Source organism: Streptomyces sp. NPDC059832 (genome assembly GCF_042731715.1).
GTDB lineage: Bacteria > Actinomycetota > Actinomycetes > Streptomycetales > Streptomycetaceae > Streptomyces.
Genome location: NZ_JBHWIY010000008.1, coordinates 343,266 through 361,056, shown reverse-complemented (window position 1 = coordinate 361,056; position 17,791 = coordinate 343,266). Strand labels below are relative to the sequence as shown.

The window sequence follows — 17,791 nt, the reverse complement described above, 5'->3', positions numbered from 1 at the left end:
CTCCCAACGACACCAATGTAAGGAAGAGGGGGGGGAGAGGGGGGGGGGAAAAAAAAGAAGGGGGGGGGGGTGGCCCCCCCCCCCCCTTCCCCCCCCCCCCGCCTCTCACCTGTTCACCGGGCCGGTGTGCCCAGGGTGCCCGGGTAGAGGTACTTCTGCGGCGGGAGCACCGTGCCGTCCACCCATGCCGCGAAGAAGCCCTTGAGGTCCTTGCCCGAGACCTTCGCCGCCAGCGCCTCGAACTGCCGGAACGAGGCATTGCCGTAGGCGTGGTCGCGGGTCCAGGTCCGAAGCGTCCGGAAGAACGCCTCGTCACCCACCGTGCGGCGCAGGGCGTGCAGCATCAGCGAGCCCTTGAAGTACAGAGCCGCGTCCAGTTCCTTGCCCGGTCCCGGGTCGTAGAGCTTGACGGACCAGAACGACGGATCGTTCCTGTACTCCTCCACCTCGGACCGGTAGTAGTCCTGGTCCAGGTCGGCGCCCTTGTGCTCCTCCCACAACTGCCCCGCGTACTGGGCGAAGCACTCGGCGACGCAGCCGTCCCGCCAGTCCTTGAAGGAGACGCTGTCACCGAACCACTGGTGGGTGTTCTCGTGGACCATCGAGGCGTCGAAGAGCATGGAGCCGTAGGTGGGGCGGCTCTGCGTCTCCAGGGCGAGGGGGCCGTCGGTGGGCTCCTTCGAGGCCCCGACGACGATGGCGCCCGCGGAGGAGAAGGGATACGGGCCGAACCTCGCGGTCAGGAAGTCCAGGATCTCCGTCTGCTGGGCCTCCGCCTCGGGGTCGATGACGGCGTCGGGGCTGTACGCCGTGATGACCGGCGTTCCGGCGGCCGTCCGGCCGCGGTGGACGGTGAACCGGTCGATGGCGACCGTGCTGAGGTACGTGGCCATCGGCCTGTCCTCGAACCAGCGGAAGGTCCTTCGGCCGTCCTTGACGCTCTCGGGGCCGGGCAGGCCGTTGCCGATGGCCGTCCAGCCGTCGGGGACCGTCGCGGTGAGGGCGAAGGTGGCCTTGTCGGACGGGTGGTCGTTGGCGGGGTACCAGGAGGTCGCGGAGTGCGGTTCGCCCGCCACGTTCGCGCCGCCGGTCTCCAGGGTGTGCCAGCCCTCGGGGTCGGGCCGGCCCGCGTACTCCACCCGGACCTCGAACGTCGTGCCCTTCGCCACCGGGCGGGCCGGGGTGATGACCAGCTCATGGGCGCCGGCCCGGGAGAACGCCTTCGCCGGGGCGCCGTTCACCCTCACCGATGCCACGGTGAAGCCCTTGAGATCCAGGCTGAACCGGTCCAGGCCGGTCAGGGCGCGGGCGGTGACGGTGGTGTCGCCGTCGAGGCGGTCGGTGTGCGCCGGGTCGTAGGAGATGCGGACGTCGTAGTGGGAGACGTCGTAGCCGGAATTGCCGTCGTCGGGGAAGTACGGGTCGCCGAGACCGGGGCCGCCGATGGCGGCCGAGGCGGGGACGGTGGCCAGCACGGAACCGCTCACGACCGCGGCCACCAGGGCGGCAACGGTCCTGCGGCGTCGGTTCAGGAGTCTGTACATGTCTCGTTCCTGGGGGTGGGGTCAGTGCCGGGGCGCGGTGGCGGCGAGCTTCCACAGCACGCCGACGATGGCGTCGGTGCTGGTCGTCTCCGTCTTCGGATCCACGTTGGCGAGGTTGTCGCACGCCTCGTGGATGCAGTCCGAGATGCCGGTGCTGAAGCCGGACGACGGGATGCCGGCGTTTCCGAACGACTCGTGGTCCGAACCGCCGACGCCGATGTCGAAGGTGGGGATGGACCGTTCGGCGAACCACGCCTCGAACGCCTGCTGGGCCTCGGTCTCGCCGTGCTCGTCGTCGTGGACCACGAGCCACTGCCGGGTGTTCCTGCTGCCCGCCTGGTCGAAGTTGAGGTAGACGTCGATCCTGCGCCGGTCGGCCCCGGAGAGCTTGCTGACGTAGCTCTCCGAGCCGATCAGCCCCTGCTCCTCCGCGCCCCACCACGCGAACCGCAGATGCCGTTCGGGCGTCAGACCGGACTCGGCCACCTGGAGGGCGGTGGCCAGGACCGCGGCCGAACCCGAGCCGTTGTCGTTGATCCCCGGGCCCTCCTTCACGCTGTCGAGGTGGGCGCCGGTCAGCAGCACATGGTCCGGGTCGCCGCCCGGCCAGTCGGCGATCAGGTTGTTGCCGGGGGCGCCGTCGTGGGTGAAGGGGACCAGCCGGGTACGGAAGCCCGCCCGGTCCAGGGCGCTCTTCACGTACGCCACGGACTGCGCGTACCCCTTCGTGCCGTGCGCGCGGTTGCCGCCGTTGCGGTCCGCGATGCGCTGGAGGGCACGCAGGTGAGGCATCACCTGCTGCTCGGAGACGGCGGGGGCGGCGGGGACCCGGGCTTCCGCGCTCGCGGTCGTGGCGGGGCCGGCGGACAGGGCCAGGGAGAGGGACATCACGAGGGCTCCGACGGCGAGCCCGGGAAGGGTCCTTCGTATCGTCATACGCATGCCTTCGAGGACGGGGCACTCGCCCCGGTGGACCGGCGAACCGGCTGACGTCGGCCAGGCTGATCAGTCGATGTCAGGAAGTTGTCGGGAAGCCGTTGCCCTTCGATGAGGGATCCGTCCGGGAGGGAATCGTCCGGCCCGGATGGACATCGTCCGGTCGGGCGAAGGAATCTCGGAAGGAATCGTCCGGCCGGGCAGCGGACTTCGGCCGTTGCCCGGCCGTGGGCCCGGCGCACATACTGGCGGCCGGTGCCGTCGGCGTGCCCCGGATCCGGGTGGCAGGCGCCGGCACGCGGGGGAGCATCATGTACGGGACAGGCGAACGCGGGGGAGTGGCATGAGTGACGACAGCACCGGACGAGCGGACACCACCGGGCAGGGCGGTACCGCAGTCGCCGAGCAACCGGCCGGCGGGCCGATGGTCCGGGTCGAGGACCTGCACCGCTCGTACGGCTCCGGCGCCGGAGCGGTGCACGCGCTGCGCGGGGTGTCCTTCGAGGTGCCGCGCGGCGAGCTCGTCGCGCTCAAGGGGCGCTCGGGCTCGGGCAAGACCACCCTCCTCAACCTGCTCGGCGGGCTCGACAGCCCCGACGGCGGCCGGATCACCGTCGACGGCACGGACCTCGCCGAGCTCGGCGAGGACGGGCTCCTGGAACTGCGCCGGGACCGGATCGGTTTCATCTTCCAGTCGTTCGGCCTGATCCCGATCCTGACCGCGGCGGAGAACGTCGGCGTGCCCATGCGGCTGCGCAAGGCGGACCCGCGCGAGCGCGAGGACCGGGTGGCGCTGCTGCTCTCCCTGGTCGGCCTCGCCGACCACGCTGCCCAGCGCCCCGGCGAGCTGTCCGGGGGCCAGCAGCAGCGCGTCGCGATAGCCCGCGCACTCGCCAACCGGCCCGCGCTGCTGATCGCGGACGAGCCGACGGGGCAGCTGGACGCGGAGACCGGGCTCGCGGTGATGGAGCTGCTGCGGGCAGTGGTGCGCAGCGAGGGCGTCACCGCGCTGGTGGCCACGCACGACGCACAGCTGCTGGGGCTGGCGGACCGGGTGCTGGAACTGAGCGACGGACACATCGTCGAGCACGCGTAGGAGGGATGGGGGAGAACCTCCTGAGGGCGCCTTCGATCCGGTGGAGGGCGCCCGCGATCCGTCCGGGGTTCGTCCGGGGCGTCAGAATCCTGTCAATTCGGTCCCTCACTCCACCGCCCGTCCCATTTGTCGACAATGCACGGGGTAGCTTCGAACCGGCTGCCGCATCGGACGCAGCCGGTTCAAGAGAAGACAATGGGGCCATGGCACGCGGCAAGCTTCGGATCTACCTGGGTGCGGCACCCGGCGTCGGCAAGACGTACGCGATGCTCTCCGAGGCCCATCGACGGGTGGAACGGGGCACCGATTGCGTCGTCGCCTTCGTGGAGCACCACGACCGGCCGCGCACCGAGGTCATGCTGCACGGTCTGGAACAGATCCGGCGCCGCGAGATCGAGTACCGCTCCGCCGTCTTCACCGAGATGGACGTCGACGCGGTCCTGGAGCGCGCCCCCGCCGTCGCCCTGGTGGACGAACTGGCGCACACCAATGTGCCGGGCTCCCGCAACGCCAAACGCTGGCAGGACGTCGAAGAGCTCCTCCAGGCCGGCATCGACGTGGTGTCCACCGTCAACATCCAGCACCTGGAGTCGCTCGGTGACGTCGTCGAGGCGATAACCGGTGTGCGACAGCGCGAGACCGTCCCCGACGAGGTCGTCCGCCGGGCCGACCAGCTCGAACTCGTCGACATGTCGCCCCAGGCGCTGCGCCGCCGGATGGCCCACGGCAACATCTACAAGCCGGACCGGATCGACGCCTCGCTGTCCAACTACTTCCGCCCCGGCAACCTGACCGCCCTGCGCGAGCTGGCCCTCCTCTGGGTCGCCGACCGGGTCGACGAATACCTTCAGGAGTACCGCGGCGAACACAACATCCGCACCACCTGGCAGGCCCGCGAACGCATCGTCGTCGGCCTCACCGGCGGTCCCGAGGGCCGTACGCTCATCCGCCGCGCGTCCCGGATGGCGGCCAAGGGGTCGGGCAGCGAGATCCTCGCCGTCTACATCGCCCGCAGCGACGGGCTGACCTCCGCGTCCCCCAAGGAACTCACCGTCCAGCGCACCCTCGTGGAGGACCTCGGCGGCACGTTCCACCATGTCATCGGCGACGACATACCGTCGGCGCTCCTCGAATTCGCCCGTGGGGTGAACGCCACGCAGATCGTCCTCGGTTCCAGCCGCCGCAAGGCCTGGCAGTACATCTACGGGCCGGGCGTGGGCGCCACCGTCGCCCGGGAGTCCGGGCCCGACCTCGACGTCCACATCGTCACCCACGAAGAGGTCGCCAAGGGCCGCGGTCTGCCCATCGCCCGCGGTGCCCGGCTCGGCCGGGTCCGGATCATCTGGGGCTGGCTGGTCGGGGTCGGCGGCCCGGCCCTCCTCACCCTGCTCCTGGCCGGACTGGACAGCGGCCCCGGACTCGCCAACGACGTCCTGCTCTTCCTCTTCCTGACCGTGGGCGCCGCGCTGCTCGGCGGACTGCTGCCCGCCCTCGCCTCGGCCGCCGTCGGCTCGATGCTGCTGAACTACTGGTTCACCCCGCCCACCCACACCCTGACCGTCCAGGACCCGGAGAACTTCGTCGCCATCGTGATCTTCTTCGCGGTGGCGGTCTCGGTCGCCTCGGTCGTCGACCTGGCGGCCCGCCGCACCCATCAGGCGGCCCGGCTGCGCGCCGAGTCGGAGATCCTCTCCTTCCTGGCCGGCAGCGTGCTGCGCGGCGAGACGACGCTGGACGCGCTCCTCGACCGGGTCCGCGAGACCTTCGGCATGGAATCCGTCGCCCTTCTGGAGCGCAGGAGCGATGTCGACCCGTGGACGTGCGCCGGGAGCGTCGGACCGGGCCCGGTGGCCCGGCCGGAGGACGCCGATGTGGACATGCCCGTCGGCGACCACATGGCGCTGGCGCTCTCCGGCCGGGTGCTGCCCGCCGAGGACCGCCGGGTGCTCGGCGCGTTCGCCGCCCAGGCGGCCGTCGTGCTGGACCGGCAGCGCCTGGTCGACGAGGCGGAGGAGGCCCGGCGGCTCGCCGAGGGCAACCGGATCAGGACGGCGCTCCTCGCCGCCGTCAGCCACGATCTGCGTACCCCGCTCGCCGCCATCAAGGCCGCTGTCAGCTCCCTGCGCTCCGACGACGTCGCCTGGTCCGACGAGGACCAGGCCGAACTCCTGGAGGGCATCGAGAACGGCGCCGACCGCCTCGATCACCTCGTGGGCAACCTCCTGGACATGTCCAGGCTCCAGACCGGCACCGTCACCCCGCTGATCCGCGAGATCGATCTCGACGAGGTGGTCCCGATGGCGCTCGGCGGTGTCCCCGAGGACAGCGTCGACCTGGACATCCCCGAGACCCTGCCGATGGTCGCGGTCGACCCCGGGCTGCTGGAGCGGGCCGTCGCCAACATCGTCGAGAACGCCGTGAAGTACAGCCGCTACGCGGAACGCGTCACCGTGGCCGCCAGCGCGCTCGGCGAACGCGTCGAGCTACGGGTGGCCGACCGCGGCCCCGGTGTCCCCGACGACGCCAAGGAACGCATCTTCGAGCCCTTCCAGCGCTACGGCGACGCCCCGCGCGGCGCGGGCGTCGGCCTGGGGCTCGCCGTGGCCCGCGGTTTCGTGGAGTCCATGGGCGGCACGCTGGACGCCGAGGACACCCCCGGCGGCGGCCTCACCATGGTGCTGACCCTCAAGGCGGCTTCGGGATACGTTCCGGTCAGCCCCGACCTGCCCGCGCGGGTCACCTCATGACCGCGCGGACACCTCATGACCACGCGGGACACTCCGTGACCACGCAGGTCACCTCATGATCACCGGTACGTACCGGGAGATCGCCGTACAGCAGAAAGGCAGGGCCCCCATGACCCGGGTGCTTGTGGTCGACGACGAGCCGCAGATCGTACGCGCCCTCGTGATCAACCTGAAGGCGCGCAAGTACGAGGTGGACGCGGCGCCCGACGGCGCGACCGCCCTCCAGCTCGCCGCCGCCCGCCACCCCGATGTCGTCGTCCTCGACCTCGGGCTGCCGGACATGGACGGCGTCGAGGTGATCAAGGGGCTGCGCGGCTGGACCCGGGTGCCGATCCTGGTGCTCTCCGCCCGCCACACCTCCGACGAGAAGGTGGAGGCCCTGGACGCCGGAGCCGACGACTACGTCACCAAGCCGTTCGGCATGGACGAGCTGCTGGCCCGGCTGCGCGCCTCGGTCCGCCGGGCCGAACCCGTCGGGCAGCACGGCTCCGACGACATCGTGATCGTCGAGACCGAGGGGTTCACCGTCGACCTGGCGGCGAAGAAGGTCCACCGCGCGGGACGCGACGTACGGCTCACGCCCACCGAGTGGCATCTGCTGGAGGTCCTGGTCCGCAACAGCGGCCGGCTGGTCAGCCAGAAGCAGCTGCTCCAGGAGGTCTGGGGGCCCTCGTACGGAACCGAGACCAACTATCTGCGGGTCTACATGGCCCAGCTGAGGCGCAAACTGGAGGCAGACCCCTCGCATCCCCGGCATTTCGTGACCGAGCCGGGCATGGGATACCGCTTCGAGCGCGGCTGAACAGGCCACCGGGCCCGCGGCCGAACGGGTCGCCGGGCCCTCTCCCGTGACGCACCCCGGTCACCCGTTCGAGTGAGACCGGGGACACCCGCCCGGAGCAGCCGGGACCGGTACCCTTCGGGTATGAGTGCTGTTCCACGATCCGACAGGCCCGGCAAGGCGGAGAAACCGTCGGGCCGCTTCCGGCGGATGCTCGACCGGCTGTCCAGCTCCCAGGAGGACCTTGAGTCCGAGGAGCTGCAGGAGGACGCGCAGGCCTCGGGTTGCACGCGGATCTCCGAATGCACCGACCGCCAGATCGTGAAGGTGACTGGTACCTTGCGGACCGTCACCCTGCGGCCGCGCGCCGGAGTGCCCGCGCTGGAGGCCGAGCTCTTCGACGGCACCGCTCCGCTGGACGTTGTCTGGCTGGGCCGGCGCTCCATCGTGGGCATAGAACCGGGTCGCAAGCTCATCGCCTCGGGCCGCATCGCCATGAGTCACGGGCGCCGGGTGCTGTTCAACCCCAAATACGAACTCCGACCGCTCGGCAAGGAGTAGCCGGTGACGTCTCTCGACAAGCCGACGTCCGACACGGACCGCACCACCCGCACCGACCAGCAGGAGGCCGACGCGAAGGCGGTCACCGAGGCCGCGCTCTTCGAGGCGTTCGGCGGTGTCCGGGGCATGGTGGAGACAGTCCTTCCCGGGCTGCTGTTCGTCACCATCTTCACGATCAACAAGGATCTGCACCTCTCGGCCATCGCGGCCCTGGTGGTGTCGCTGGTCCTTGTCGCCGTACGGCTGATCCGAAGGGACACCGTCAAGCACGCCTTCAGCGGTGTCTTCGGTGTGGCCTTCGGCGTGGTCTTCGCGATGATGACGGGCAATGCCAAGGACTTCTACCTGCCGGGCATGCTGTACACGCTCGGCCTGGCCCTCGCCTACCTGATCACCACCCTCGCGGGGGTGCCGCTGATCGGCCTGATCCTGGGGCCGGTGTTCAAGGAGAACCTCTCCTGGCGCACCAGGAACCCCGGCCGCAAGAAGGCGTACGCCAAGGCCAGCTACGCCTGGGGGCTGATCCTGCTCGCCAAGTGCGCGATCCTCTTCCCGCTGTACTGGTGGGCCGACACCACCCAGTTCGGCTGGGTCCTGGTCGCCCTGAAGATCCCCCCGTTCCTGCTCGCGGTCTATCTGACCTGGGTCTTCCTCGCCAAGGCGCCGCCGCCCATCGATGTCTTCGCCGAGATGGAGGCGGAGGAGCAGGCCGAGAAGGACCGCAAGGCGGCCGAGGCCGCCGCGATCCGCAACCAGGAGTTCTGAGAGCACTCGACATGTGGAAGGGGCCCGGAACCGTGTCACACGGTTCCGGGCCCCTTCCCGTACGTTCGGCCCCGCGGCTCAGTCGTCCGAGTCGCCCCGGCGCACCGACAGCAGGTCCTCCAGCTGCTCCTCGCGCGCCTGCGCGGCCACGAACAGCAGCTCGTCACCGGCCTCCAGGGTCTCCTCGGTGCTCGGCGTCAGCACGCGCTGGCCGCGGATGATGGTGACCAGCGAGGTGTCCTCGGGCCAGGCCACATCGCCGACCTGGGTGCCGGCCAGCGCCGACTCCGGGGGCAGCGTCAGCTCGACCAGGTTGGCGTCGCCGTGGCTGAAGCGCAGCAGCCGGACCAGATCGCCGACGCTCACCGCCTCCTCCACCAGGGCCGACATCAGACGCGGCGTCGAGACCGCCACATCGACGCCCCAGGCCTCGTTGAACAGCCACTCGTTCTTCGGGTTGTTGACCCGGGCGACGACCCTCGGCACGCCGTACTCGGTCTTGGCGAGCAGTGACACGACCAGATTCACCTTGTCGTCGCCGGTCGCGGCGATCACGACGTTGCAGCGCTGGAGCGCCGCCTCGTCGAGCGAGGTGATCTCGCAGGCGTCCGCCAGCAGCCACTCGGCCATCGGTACCCGCTCCACCGAGATCGCCGTCGGCGCCTTGTCGACGAGCAGCACCTCGTGCCCGTTCTCCAGCAGCTCGCCCGCGATGGAACGGCCCACCGCACCGGCCCCGGCAATCGCGACACGCATCAGTGACCGCCCTCCTCAGGACCCTCGGCGAAGGCCGCCTCGACCTTCGCGATCTCGTCCGTACGCATCATCACGTGGACCAGGTCGCCCTCCTGCAGCACCGTCTGCGAAGTGGGCAGTATGGCTTCGCCCAGCCGGGTGAGGAACGCCACGCGGACGCCCGTCTCCTCCTGCAGCGTGCTGATCTTGTGGCCGATCCAGGACGGTGTGGTGTGCACCTCCGCGAGCTGCACACCGCCGCTCGGATCCCGCCACAGCGGCTCGGCGCCCGAAGGCAGCAGCCGCCGCAGCATCTGGTCCGCGGTCCAGCGCACGGTGGCGACCGTGGGGATGCCGAGACGCTGGTAGACCTCGGCGCGGCGGGGGTCGTAGATCCGCGCCGCGACATTCTCGATGCCGAACATCTCGCGGGCCACCCGGGCGGCGATGATGTTCGAGTTGTCACCGCTGCTCACCGCGGCGAACGCACCGGCGTCCTCGATACCCGCCTCGCGGAGGGTGTCCTGGTCGAAGCCGACACCCGTGACGCGCCGCCCGCCGAATCCGGACCCGAGGCGACGGAACGCCGTCGGGTCCTGGTCGATGACGGCGACCGTGTGCCCCTGCTGCTCCAGGGTCTGCGCGAGAGCGGCTCCTACTCGCCCGCAGCCCATGATGACGATGTGCACCTTGCGCCTACCTCGCAGTCCTGGTCGTCCGGCTGACCTGCGAAAACACCCTGCTCACACTTCTTTCTCAGCTTGCCGGGCAAACAACGGGGCAACGGTCTGTCCCGTTGCCCAGGATGAGCTTATGCGGCCCGGAGTGCGAAGCCTCATCCGAGTGCGCTTTCTCCGTACCCCGCCCGGCGGACGCCGGAGGCCGCCGATCGCGGCCGCCGGCGGACGGACCCTTGAGTGCGAAGCGCACAGACATCTAACATGTCAGTTCATGGAGACCCTGCGCCCCGTCCGACGGACCCTGCTGCGGGACACCGCCTACGAGGCGATCCGCGACGCCATCGTCCGCGGTGACCTCGCGCCCGGCGCCCCCGTCCGCGACGCCGACCTCGCCGAACGCCTCGGACTCTCCCGGGCCCCGGTCCGCGACGCGCTGTCCCGGCTCTGTGGCGAGGGTCTCGTCGAGTCCAAGCCACAGAGCTACACCCGGGTGACCCGGCTGGTGCCGCGCGACGTCCGGGACGCGGCGGCCGTCGTACGGGCCATGCAGGAGCTGGCCGCCGGGACCGCCGTGCCCCGCCTCACGGACGCGGACATCACCGCGATGCGCGAGGCCAACGACCGGTTCCGGGACGCGACCCGCCGCGGCGACGTGGCGGACGCGCTGCGCGCCGACGACCGGCTCCACGACGTCCTCGTCACGGCCTGCGACAACCGCGCCGTGGCCGCCACCATCGAGCGCTACACCCCTCTGATCCGGCGCCTGGAGTGGCGGCAGTTCGGCACGGCCGGCTCCGCGCACGGCTCCGCGGAGCTGCATGAGCGGCTGATCGAGGCGTGCGCGGAGCGCGATGCCGAAGCCGCGGCCCGGATCACCGCCGAGATCTGGCAGGCGCTCGAAGAGCTCGCCGACGAACCGCCCGAGTAGCCCGACGCCCCACAGCCACCCACCCCACCACCGAGCCAGGGAGTCCCCGTGACCAGCACAACGCCCACCTCCCCGTCCTCCTCCTCTTCCCCTTCCATCACCTCGTACGACCGCTACCCCCTCCTCTTCGGCCCCTCGCCCGTGCACCGGCTCGACCGGCTCACCGAGCACCTCGGCGGCGCCGCGGTCTGGGCCAAGCGGGAGGACTGCAACTCCGGCATCGCCTACGGCGGCAACAAGACCCGCAAGCTCGAATACCTCGTCGCCGACGCCCTCGCGAAGGGCTGCGACACACTCGTGTCCATCGGTGGCGTCCAGTCCAACCACACCCGCCAGGTCGCGGCGGTCGCAGCCCGCGCCGGTCTCAAGTGCGTACTCATCCAGGAGAGCTGGGTCGAGTGGCCCGACGCCGTCTACGACAAGGTCGGCAACATCCTGATCAGCCGCCTGGCCGGTGCCGACGTCCGCCTGGTGCGCGCCGGGTTCGGCATCGGCGTCAAGGAGAGCTGGGAGCAGGCACTGCGCGAGGTGGAGGAGGGCGGCGGCAAGCCGTACGCCATCCCCGCGGGCGCGTCCGACCACCCGCTGGGCGGGCTCGGCTTCGCCAACTGGGCGTACGAGGTCGCCGAGCAGGAACGCGCGCTCGGCGTGTTCTTCGACACCGTGGTGGTCTGCTCGGTGACCGGCTCCACCCAGGCCGGCATGGTCGCGGGCTTCGCCGCACTGGAGCAGGCGGGCGCCCGCCCGCGACGCGTACTGGGCATCGACGCCTCCGCCGAACCCGCTCGTACCCGCGAGCAGATCGCCCGGATCGCGGCCGTCACCGCACGGCTCATCGGCGTGCGCCGGGAGCTCACCGTGGACGACATCGAACTCGACGAGCGCTACCACGCGGGCACCTACGGCATCCCCGACGACACGACTCTCGACGCGATGCGGCTCGCCGCCCGTACCGAGGGCATGGTCACCGACCCCGTGTACGAGGGGAAGTCGATGGCGGGAATGGCCGACCTCGTGGCGCGCGGCGAGATCGCCCGCGATTCCACCGTCCTTTACGCGCATCTCGGCGGCCAGCCCGCATTGAATGGTTACAGCGCCCTTTTCGCGGACGCCTGAGTGCAAGGATTTCGTTAAGGATTTCGTGGCTTTTTCGGCCGGGCGCAGGAGATTGCGGGGCCACGGGGGTGGTGCGTCTGCGGCTTCCATACGGAACGCTTACGATCCTCTGCGTGTCCAAACTGACCGACCTGCCCAAACGGATTCTGATCGGACGGGCGTTGCGCAGCGACAAGCTGGGAGAAACGCTCCTCCCCAAGCGCATCGCACTTCCCGTCTTCGCATCCGACCCGCTGTCCTCGGTGGCCTACGCGCCTGGAGAAGTCCTCCTGGTGCTCTCCGTCGCGGGCGTGTCGGCGTACCACTTCAGCCCCTGGATCGCGCTCGCCGTCGTGGTGCTGATGTTCACGGTCGTCGCTTCGTACCGGCAGAACGTGCACGCGTATCCGAGCGGTGGTGGTGACTACGAGGTCGCCACCACCAACCTCGGCCCCAAGGCCGGGCTGACCGTGGCCAGCGCGCTGCTGGTCGACTACGTGCTGACCGTCGCCGTGTCGATCGCCTCCGGGGTGGAGAACCTCGGGTCCGCGATCCCGTTCGTCGTCGAGCACAAGACGGCGTGCGCCATCGCCGCCATCGTGCTCCTGACGCTGATGAATCTGCGCGGCGTCAAGGAGTCCGGCAAGCTCTTCGCCATTCCCACGTACCTCTTCGTGGCCGGCGTCTTCATCATGATCATCTGGGGTGCGTTCCGCGGACTGGTCCTCGGCGACACCATGCACGCCCCGACCTCGGGCTACGAGATCAAGGCCGAACACCAGGGACTCGCCGGTTTCGCACTGGTCTTCCTGCTGCTGCGGGCCTTTTCCTCCGGCTGTGCCGCCCTCACCGGCGTCGAGGCGATCAGCAATGGCGTGCCCGCCTTCCGCAAGCCGAAGAGCAAGAATGCCGCGACGACCCTCGCGATGATGGGCCTGCTGGCCGTCACCATGTTCTGCGGCATCATCGGACTGGCCATGGCCACCAATGTGAAGATGGCCGAGAACCCGGCAAAGGACCTGATCAACCACGGAGTCCCGGTCGGCTCCGGCTTCGTCCAGGACCCGGTGATCTCACAGGTCGCGGCCGCGGTCTTCGGCGACGGCACGTTCTTCTTCGTCGTGCTCGCGGCGGCCACCGCACTCGTTCTCTTCCTCGCCGCCAACACCGCGTACAACGGCTTCCCGCTGCTCGGCTCGATCCTCGCGCAGGACCGCTACCTGCCCCGCCAGCTCCACACCCGCGGTGACCGGCTCGCCTTCTCCAACGGCATCGTGCTCCTGGCGGGCGCGGCGATCCTGCTGACCTGGATCTACGGGGCGGACTCGACCCGGCTCATCCAGCTCTACATCGTCGGCGTCTTCGTCTCCTTCACCCTCAGCCAGACCGGTATGGTCCGGCACTGGAACCGTCACCTGAGGACGGAGAAGGACCCGGCCAAGCGCCGCCACATGGTGCGCTCCCGCGCGATCAACACCTTCGGCGCCTTCTTCACCGGCCTGGTGCTCGTCGTCGTGCTCGCGACCAAGTTCACCCACGGCGCCTGGGTCGCGCTCCTCGGCATGGTGATCTTCTACGGGACGATGACCGCGATCCGCAGGCACTACGACCGGGTCGCCGAGGAGATCGCCGCCGACGAGACCCCGTCCGACGAGACGATCCGGCCTTCCCGGGTCCACTCGATCGTCCTGGTCTCCAAGCTCCACCGGCCCACCCTGCGCGCCCTCGCCTACGCCAAGCTGATCCGCTCCGACCAGCTGGAGGCACTCTCCATCAGCGTCGACCCGGCCGAGACCAAGGCGCTCAAGGACGACTGGGAGCGGCGCGGCATCGACATCCCGCTGAAGATCCTCGACTCCCCGTACCGCGAGGTGACCCGGCCGGTCATCGACTACGTGAAGGGTCTGCGCCGGGAGAGCCCGCGCGACGTCGTGAGCGTGTACATCCCGGAGTACGTGGTCGGCCACTGGTACGAGCACCTCCTCCACAACCAGAGCGCCCTGCGCCTCAAGGGGCGGCTGCTCTTCACCCCGGGCGTCATGGTGACCTCCGTGCCGTATCAGCTGGAGTCCTCCGAGGCGGCCAAGAAGCGCGCCAGGAAGCGCGCCGAATGGAACGCGCCGGGCTCGGTGCGCCGCGGCCCCGTGGAGCGCAGGCCCAAGGAACCCAGCGGCAAGAGCTGACCGCCCCCGCCTGCCCGCCCGCTCGTGGTAAGCGGCCGGACGACACCCACGTAGACTCGTGGGTTGTTGTCCGGCCGTTCTTCCCTTGATCTCTGGAGCCACCCCCACATGCAGAACGAACCCACGTCGTCGCTGGTCGGGGAGGAGTACGAGGTCGAGGTCGGCCCCGTCGCACACGGCGGCCACTGCATCGCCCGTACCTCGGAGGGCCGCGTCCTCTTCGTACGGCACACGCTCCCCGGCGAGAAGGTCATCGCCAGGGTCACCGACGGCGAGAGCGACTCCCGCTTCCTGCGCGCCGACGCGGTACGGATCATCGAGGCGTCCAAGGACCGCGTCGAGGCACCCTGTCCGTACGCCGGCCCCGGCAAGTGCGGCGGCTGCGACTGGCAGCACGCCAAGCCCGGCGCCCAGCGCCGGCTCAAGGGCGAAGTGATCGCCGAACAGCTCCAGCGCCTCGCGGGCCTCACCCCCGAGGAGGCGGGCTGGGACGGCACGGTCATGCCGGCCGAGGGCGACAAGCTCCCGCCGGGCGAGGTACCCGCCTGGCGCACCCGTGTCCAGTACGCCATCGACGAGGACGGCAAGGTCGGCCTCCGCAAGCACCGCTCGCACGACGTGGAGCCCGTGGAGCGCTGCCTGATCGCGGCACCCGGCGTCACGGAGCTCGGCATCGAGAAGCGGGAATGGCCCGGCATGGCCTCGGTGGAGGCCATCGCCGCCACCGGTTCCCACGACCGCCAGGTCATCCTCACCCCGAGGCCCGGCGGCCGGCTGCCCCTGGTCGAGCTCGACAAGCCCGTCTCGGTGATGCGCGTCGACGAGCGCGACGGCGGCGTCCACCGGGTGCACGGCCGCGCCTTCGTCCGCGAGCGCGCCGACGACCGCACCTACCGGGTCGGCTCCGGCGGCTTCTGGCAGGTCCACCCGCAGGCCGCCAACACCCTGGTCCGCGCCGTCATGCAGGGCCTCCTGCCCCGCAAGAACGACATGGCCCTCGACCTCTACTGCGGCGTCGGCCTGTTCGCCGGCGCCATCGGCCAGCGCATCGGCGAGAAGGGCGCGGTCCTCGGCATCGAGTCCGGCAAGCGCGCCGTCGAGGACGCCCGCCACAACCTGAAGGACCTGGACCGGGTCCGCATCGAACACGGCAAGGTCGACCAGATCCTCCCGCGCACCGGCATCACCGAGTGCGACCTGATCGTCCTCGACCCGCCCCGCGCGGGCGCCGGCAAGCAGGTCGTCAAACACCTCACGGGCCTGGGCGCGCGCCGCATCGCGTACGTCGCGTGCGACCCGGCGGCCCTGGCGCGGGACCTGGCCTACTTCCGGGAGGGCGGGTATCGGGTGCGGACGCTGCGGGCGTTCGATCTGTTTCCGATGACGCATCACGTGGAGTGCGTGGCGATCCTTGAGCCGGTGAAGAAGGGCGTCTGACCTGTGGGTTCGGGTGGTGCGGGTTATGTGCGGTGTGGGCGTTACGGGCGATATCTTGACGCTGAGATGACGCTCGTGACGCCCGTTTGACGCTCGTTCTGATGAAGAGTCAGACGATTGTCGAGGAGGGCTGATCGCGGTGCGCACCGACGAATAGGTGCACTGCGGCGAAAACGACGGAGCGTGGCGAGCGAGTCTCGTCGGCTCCGTCTCGTTCTTGTGCATCCGGTGGGAGGTGTCGCTGATCATTGTTTGAGAAGGCAGTGCTTATCGCCTCGACGCGCGGCTAATATCCAGCCCTCAGGTACCGACATACGTCCGGCCCTTGGTCTGCTGCACGTCTGAAGGAGATCGGAAGCCCGGTGAGCAGTGCTCGTTCTGGTGGGCGGGTGCTGGCTGCCTACCCTGGTGACCCCCAGCGCGTCGGCCCCTACCGGATCATCGGTCGCCTTGGATCAGGGGGCATGGGCACGGTGTACGCTGGCCTGGACGCCGCCGGTCTGCGAGTCGCGGTCAAGGTCGTCCACCCTGCCCAGGCGGACGACGCGGAGTTCCGGGCGCGCTTCCGTCGAGAAGTACAGCTCTCCGCTCGTGTCCAGGGCCCGTGCCTCATACCCCTGATCGCGGCTGACGTCGAAGCCGCGTCGCCGTGGCTGGCCACTGCCTATGCTCCAGGGCTCACCCTCGATCGGTACATCGCCGCGCACGGGCCGCTGGCCGGCGGAACCCTGTACGCCTTTGCTACGGGCACGGCCCAGGCTCTCGCGGCCATTCACGCCGCGGGTGTCGTCCACAGGGACGTCAAGCCGCAGAACGTCATCCTGACCCCGATCGGTCCCCGAGTCCTGGACTTCGGCATCGCTCATGCCGCCGACGGCACATCCGTGACGCGCACCGGCATTCTGACCGGCACCCCAGGATGGATCAGCCCTGAGCACTACCGCACCGGTACGACGGGTCCCGAGGGCGACATGTTCGTCTGGGGCGCCCTCATAGCCTTCGCAGCCACCGATCGTGCGCCCTTCGGCGGGGGAGCCCCCGACGCGGTCGCCTACCGGGTCATGTCCGAGGATCCTGATCTGCGTGGCCTTCCTGGCGAACTCCACGCCATCGTGAGCAGCGCTCTTGCCAAGGAGCCGGGGGACCGAGCCACCGCGTGGGGCGCTGCCGAGACATGTGCCGTCCTCCTCGCAGCACAGGCCACACAGGTCGCGCCGACGGGTGCGGAGCCGACACTGGTGGGCGATCTCGTCGCTGCCCAGTGGGACGTCCCCACTCTGGACGACCCGAACTGGAGACGTCCTGCCCGTTCCAGCAGACGACTCGTGGGCATCGCGGCGGTGGTGGGCACTGTCATAGGTAGCCTGGCGGGTGGAGCGCTGGCCCTGCAGCCCGACAAGACGGAGACGGCTTCGACGAGTTCCCGTCCTCCCGCCAGCGCATCCCCCAGCAAGACCGCCACCATGCCGGCTTCCGCTTCACCCGCAGCAAGCTCCCAGGCTGTGGTGGACGCCGCGTCGTCCCCTACTCCTGCGAACGCGGACGAGGCGATGATCGCCACGTGGCGTGCAGCTCGTCGTGCCAAAGGAGAAGTGGAGATCGAGACCGAGGCCGCACTCGGGCACGACCTCAGCTACGGCATGGGCGAGGAGTACGACTACAGCGGTCAGTACGACGTGGGCTACGCCCCGTCTCGGAGAGAGCTCTACATAGCCATCAGCGGCCCGGCCGTGGAGTCACGTGTTGTGCAGGGAGTGGCCAAGAACGCCTGCCTCACCTTGCGCATGATGGCGGGCATCTACAAGTCCCTTCCGTACGACGAGTACGTCTTGGTCGACAACACCACGTCCACGGCGCCGGCGATCGTGTGGGAGGACGACTTCCGCGCCAACACCGACTGCATCACGCAGACCATCGACCGCACTGTCGCCGACCCCGGGCAGGAGCTGAGCTGGCACCCCACCGAAGAAGGACTGGCCGCGGCCCAGATCCCCAGCGTCGACAAGCGCGAAATTAGAGTGGCAACCGAGGCGGTCCACTAGCTCTTTGTCGACTGGAACGCCAACTCCCGTCTGTTCGAAGACCCCCGCTATATCAGCGACGAGAACACCAGCATCGGCTTCGCTCCGCACGAAGGCGTGATGTACGTGTGGGCCACGAGGCCCGAGTGGGACCAGGGCACGCGAGAGGAGTGGGCAGAGGCCGCCGCCGGCGTGGCCTGCCGGACTGTTCTCGCGGAATCTCGCGCGGGGCAAGGATGGGGCTACGCACAGTACGCCGCGGCGGTCCTCGACGGCGCTGGA

The 17,791-nt window shown here is 69.9% G+C and carries 14 protein-coding genes; 10 read left to right on the top strand and 4 right to left on the bottom strand.

The features are described 5' to 3' along the window. Positions 1 to 113 precede the first annotated feature (113 nt). A complete protein-coding gene (locus ACFV8T_RS17505) occupies positions 114 to 1,544 on the bottom strand; it encodes a M1 family metallopeptidase (RefSeq protein ID WP_385328330.1) in 1,431 nt (476 codons plus the stop codon). A gap of 21 nt (positions 1,545 to 1,565) precedes the next feature. Next, entirely contained in the window at positions 1,566 to 2,480 is a 915-nt protein-coding gene (locus tag ACFV8T_RS17500; RefSeq protein WP_385328329.1) for a M20/M25/M40 family metallo-hydrolase, read from the bottom strand. A 343-nt stretch (positions 2,481 to 2,823) separates the two neighbouring features. Between ACFV8T_RS17500 and ACFV8T_RS17495 the strand changes: the two genes are divergently transcribed. The 5 genes from ACFV8T_RS17495 to ACFV8T_RS17475 all read left to right on the top strand — a co-directional run bounded on the left by ACFV8T_RS17495 (position 2,824) and on the right by ACFV8T_RS17475 (position 8,430). Beyond that, positions 2,824 to 3,576 carry an ABC transporter ATP-binding protein gene (locus tag ACFV8T_RS17495; RefSeq protein ID WP_385328328.1) on the top strand — a complete coding sequence of 251 codons (753 nt, stop codon included), beginning with the start codon at positions 2,824 to 2,826 and terminating at the stop codon, positions 3,574 to 3,576. A 203-nt stretch (positions 3,577 to 3,779) separates the two neighbouring features. Then, entirely contained in the window at positions 3,780 to 6,323 is a 2,544-nt protein-coding gene (locus ACFV8T_RS17490; protein WP_385328327.1) for an ATP-binding protein, read from the top strand. A gap of 109 nt (positions 6,324 to 6,432) precedes the next feature. Further along, the gene (locus ACFV8T_RS17485; protein ID WP_266431337.1) at positions 6,433 to 7,125 is read left to right on the top strand and encodes a response regulator; all 693 of its coding nucleotides are present in this window, start codon (positions 6,433 to 6,435) and stop codon (positions 7,123 to 7,125) included. 123 nt (positions 7,126 to 7,248) lie between these two features. Further along, positions 7,249 to 7,665 carry an OB-fold nucleic acid binding domain-containing protein gene (locus tag ACFV8T_RS17480; RefSeq protein ID WP_385328326.1) on the top strand — a complete coding sequence of 139 codons (417 nt, stop codon included), beginning with the start codon at positions 7,249 to 7,251 and terminating at the stop codon, positions 7,663 to 7,665. A 3-nt stretch (positions 7,666 to 7,668) separates the two neighbouring features. Then, positions 7,669 to 8,430 carry a DUF3159 domain-containing protein gene (locus tag ACFV8T_RS17475; RefSeq protein ID WP_385328325.1) on the top strand — a complete coding sequence of 254 codons (762 nt, stop codon included), beginning with the start codon at positions 7,669 to 7,671 and terminating at the stop codon, positions 8,428 to 8,430. A 78-nt stretch (positions 8,431 to 8,508) separates the two neighbouring features. Here the strand turns inward: ACFV8T_RS17475 and ACFV8T_RS17470 are convergent, their stop codons facing one another. After that, on the bottom strand, positions 8,509 to 9,186 hold the full coding sequence (locus ACFV8T_RS17470; protein ID WP_351087342.1) for a TrkA family potassium uptake protein: 678 nt from the start codon (positions 9,184 to 9,186) through the stop codon (positions 8,509 to 8,511). Next, positions 9,186 to 9,854 (bottom strand): TrkA family potassium uptake protein, encoded by a 669-nt coding sequence (locus tag ACFV8T_RS17465; protein WP_266427865.1) that lies wholly within the window; start codon positions 9,852 to 9,854, stop codon positions 9,186 to 9,188. The genes ACFV8T_RS17470 and ACFV8T_RS17465 overlap by 1 nt, the downstream gene beginning before the upstream one ends. Before the next feature lie 262 nt (positions 9,855 to 10,116). Here ACFV8T_RS17465 and ACFV8T_RS17460 point away from each other — a divergent pair, with 262 nt between their 5' ends. From ACFV8T_RS17460 to ACFV8T_RS17440, 5 genes are all read left to right on the top strand, one after another. Continuing rightward, positions 10,117 to 10,773 carry a GntR family transcriptional regulator gene (locus tag ACFV8T_RS17460; RefSeq protein ID WP_385328323.1) on the top strand — a complete coding sequence of 219 codons (657 nt, stop codon included), beginning with the start codon at positions 10,117 to 10,119 and terminating at the stop codon, positions 10,771 to 10,773. 48 nt (positions 10,774 to 10,821) lie between these two features. Then, entirely contained in the window at positions 10,822 to 11,889 is a 1,068-nt protein-coding gene (locus tag ACFV8T_RS17455; protein WP_385328321.1) for a 1-aminocyclopropane-1-carboxylate deaminase, read from the top strand. 113 nt (positions 11,890 to 12,002) lie between these two features. Continuing rightward, the gene (locus ACFV8T_RS17450) at positions 12,003 to 14,051 is read left to right on the top strand and encodes an APC family permease (protein WP_385328320.1); all 2,049 of its coding nucleotides are present in this window, start codon (positions 12,003 to 12,005) and stop codon (positions 14,049 to 14,051) included. A gap of 108 nt (positions 14,052 to 14,159) precedes the next feature. After that, positions 14,160 to 15,488: a class I SAM-dependent RNA methyltransferase gene (locus ACFV8T_RS17445; RefSeq protein WP_385328319.1), complete on the top strand. Its 1,329-nt coding sequence runs from the start codon at positions 14,160 to 14,162 to the stop codon at positions 15,486 to 15,488. Positions 15,489 to 15,877: 389 nt separating this feature from the next. Further along, complete coding sequence (locus ACFV8T_RS17440; protein WP_385328318.1) at positions 15,878 to 17,530, top strand: serine/threonine-protein kinase; 1,653 nt, start codon at positions 15,878 to 15,880, stop codon at positions 17,528 to 17,530. The last annotated feature ends 261 nt before the right edge of the window (positions 17,531 to 17,791 follow it).

Bases quoted from the DNA above. Each gene is read 5' to 3' on its own strand.
- ACFV8T_RS17505 (WP_385328330.1), bottom strand. From the start codon at position 1,544: ATGTACAGACTCCTGAACCGACGCCGCAGGACCGTTGCCGCCCTGGTG.
- ACFV8T_RS17500 (WP_385328329.1), bottom strand. From the start codon at position 2,480: ATGACGATACGAAGGACCCTTCCCGGGCTCGCCGTCGGAGCCCTCGTG.
- ACFV8T_RS17495 (WP_385328328.1), top strand. From the start codon at position 2,824: ATGAGTGACGACAGCACCGGACGAGCGGACACCACCGGGCAGGGCGGT.
- ACFV8T_RS17490 (WP_385328327.1), top strand. From the start codon at position 3,780: ATGGCACGCGGCAAGCTTCGGATCTACCTGGGTGCGGCACCCGGCGTC.
- ACFV8T_RS17485 (WP_266431337.1), top strand. From the start codon at position 6,433: ATGACCCGGGTGCTTGTGGTCGACGACGAGCCGCAGATCGTACGCGCC.
- ACFV8T_RS17480 (WP_385328326.1), top strand. From the start codon at position 7,249: ATGAGTGCTGTTCCACGATCCGACAGGCCCGGCAAGGCGGAGAAACCG.
- ACFV8T_RS17470 (WP_351087342.1), bottom strand. From the start codon at position 9,186: ATGCGTGTCGCGATTGCCGGGGCCGGTGCGGTGGGCCGTTCCATCGCG.
- ACFV8T_RS17460 (WP_385328323.1), top strand. From the start codon at position 10,117: ATGGAGACCCTGCGCCCCGTCCGACGGACCCTGCTGCGGGACACCGCC.
- ACFV8T_RS17445 (WP_385328319.1), top strand. From the start codon at position 14,160: ATGCAGAACGAACCCACGTCGTCGCTGGTCGGGGAGGAGTACGAGGTC.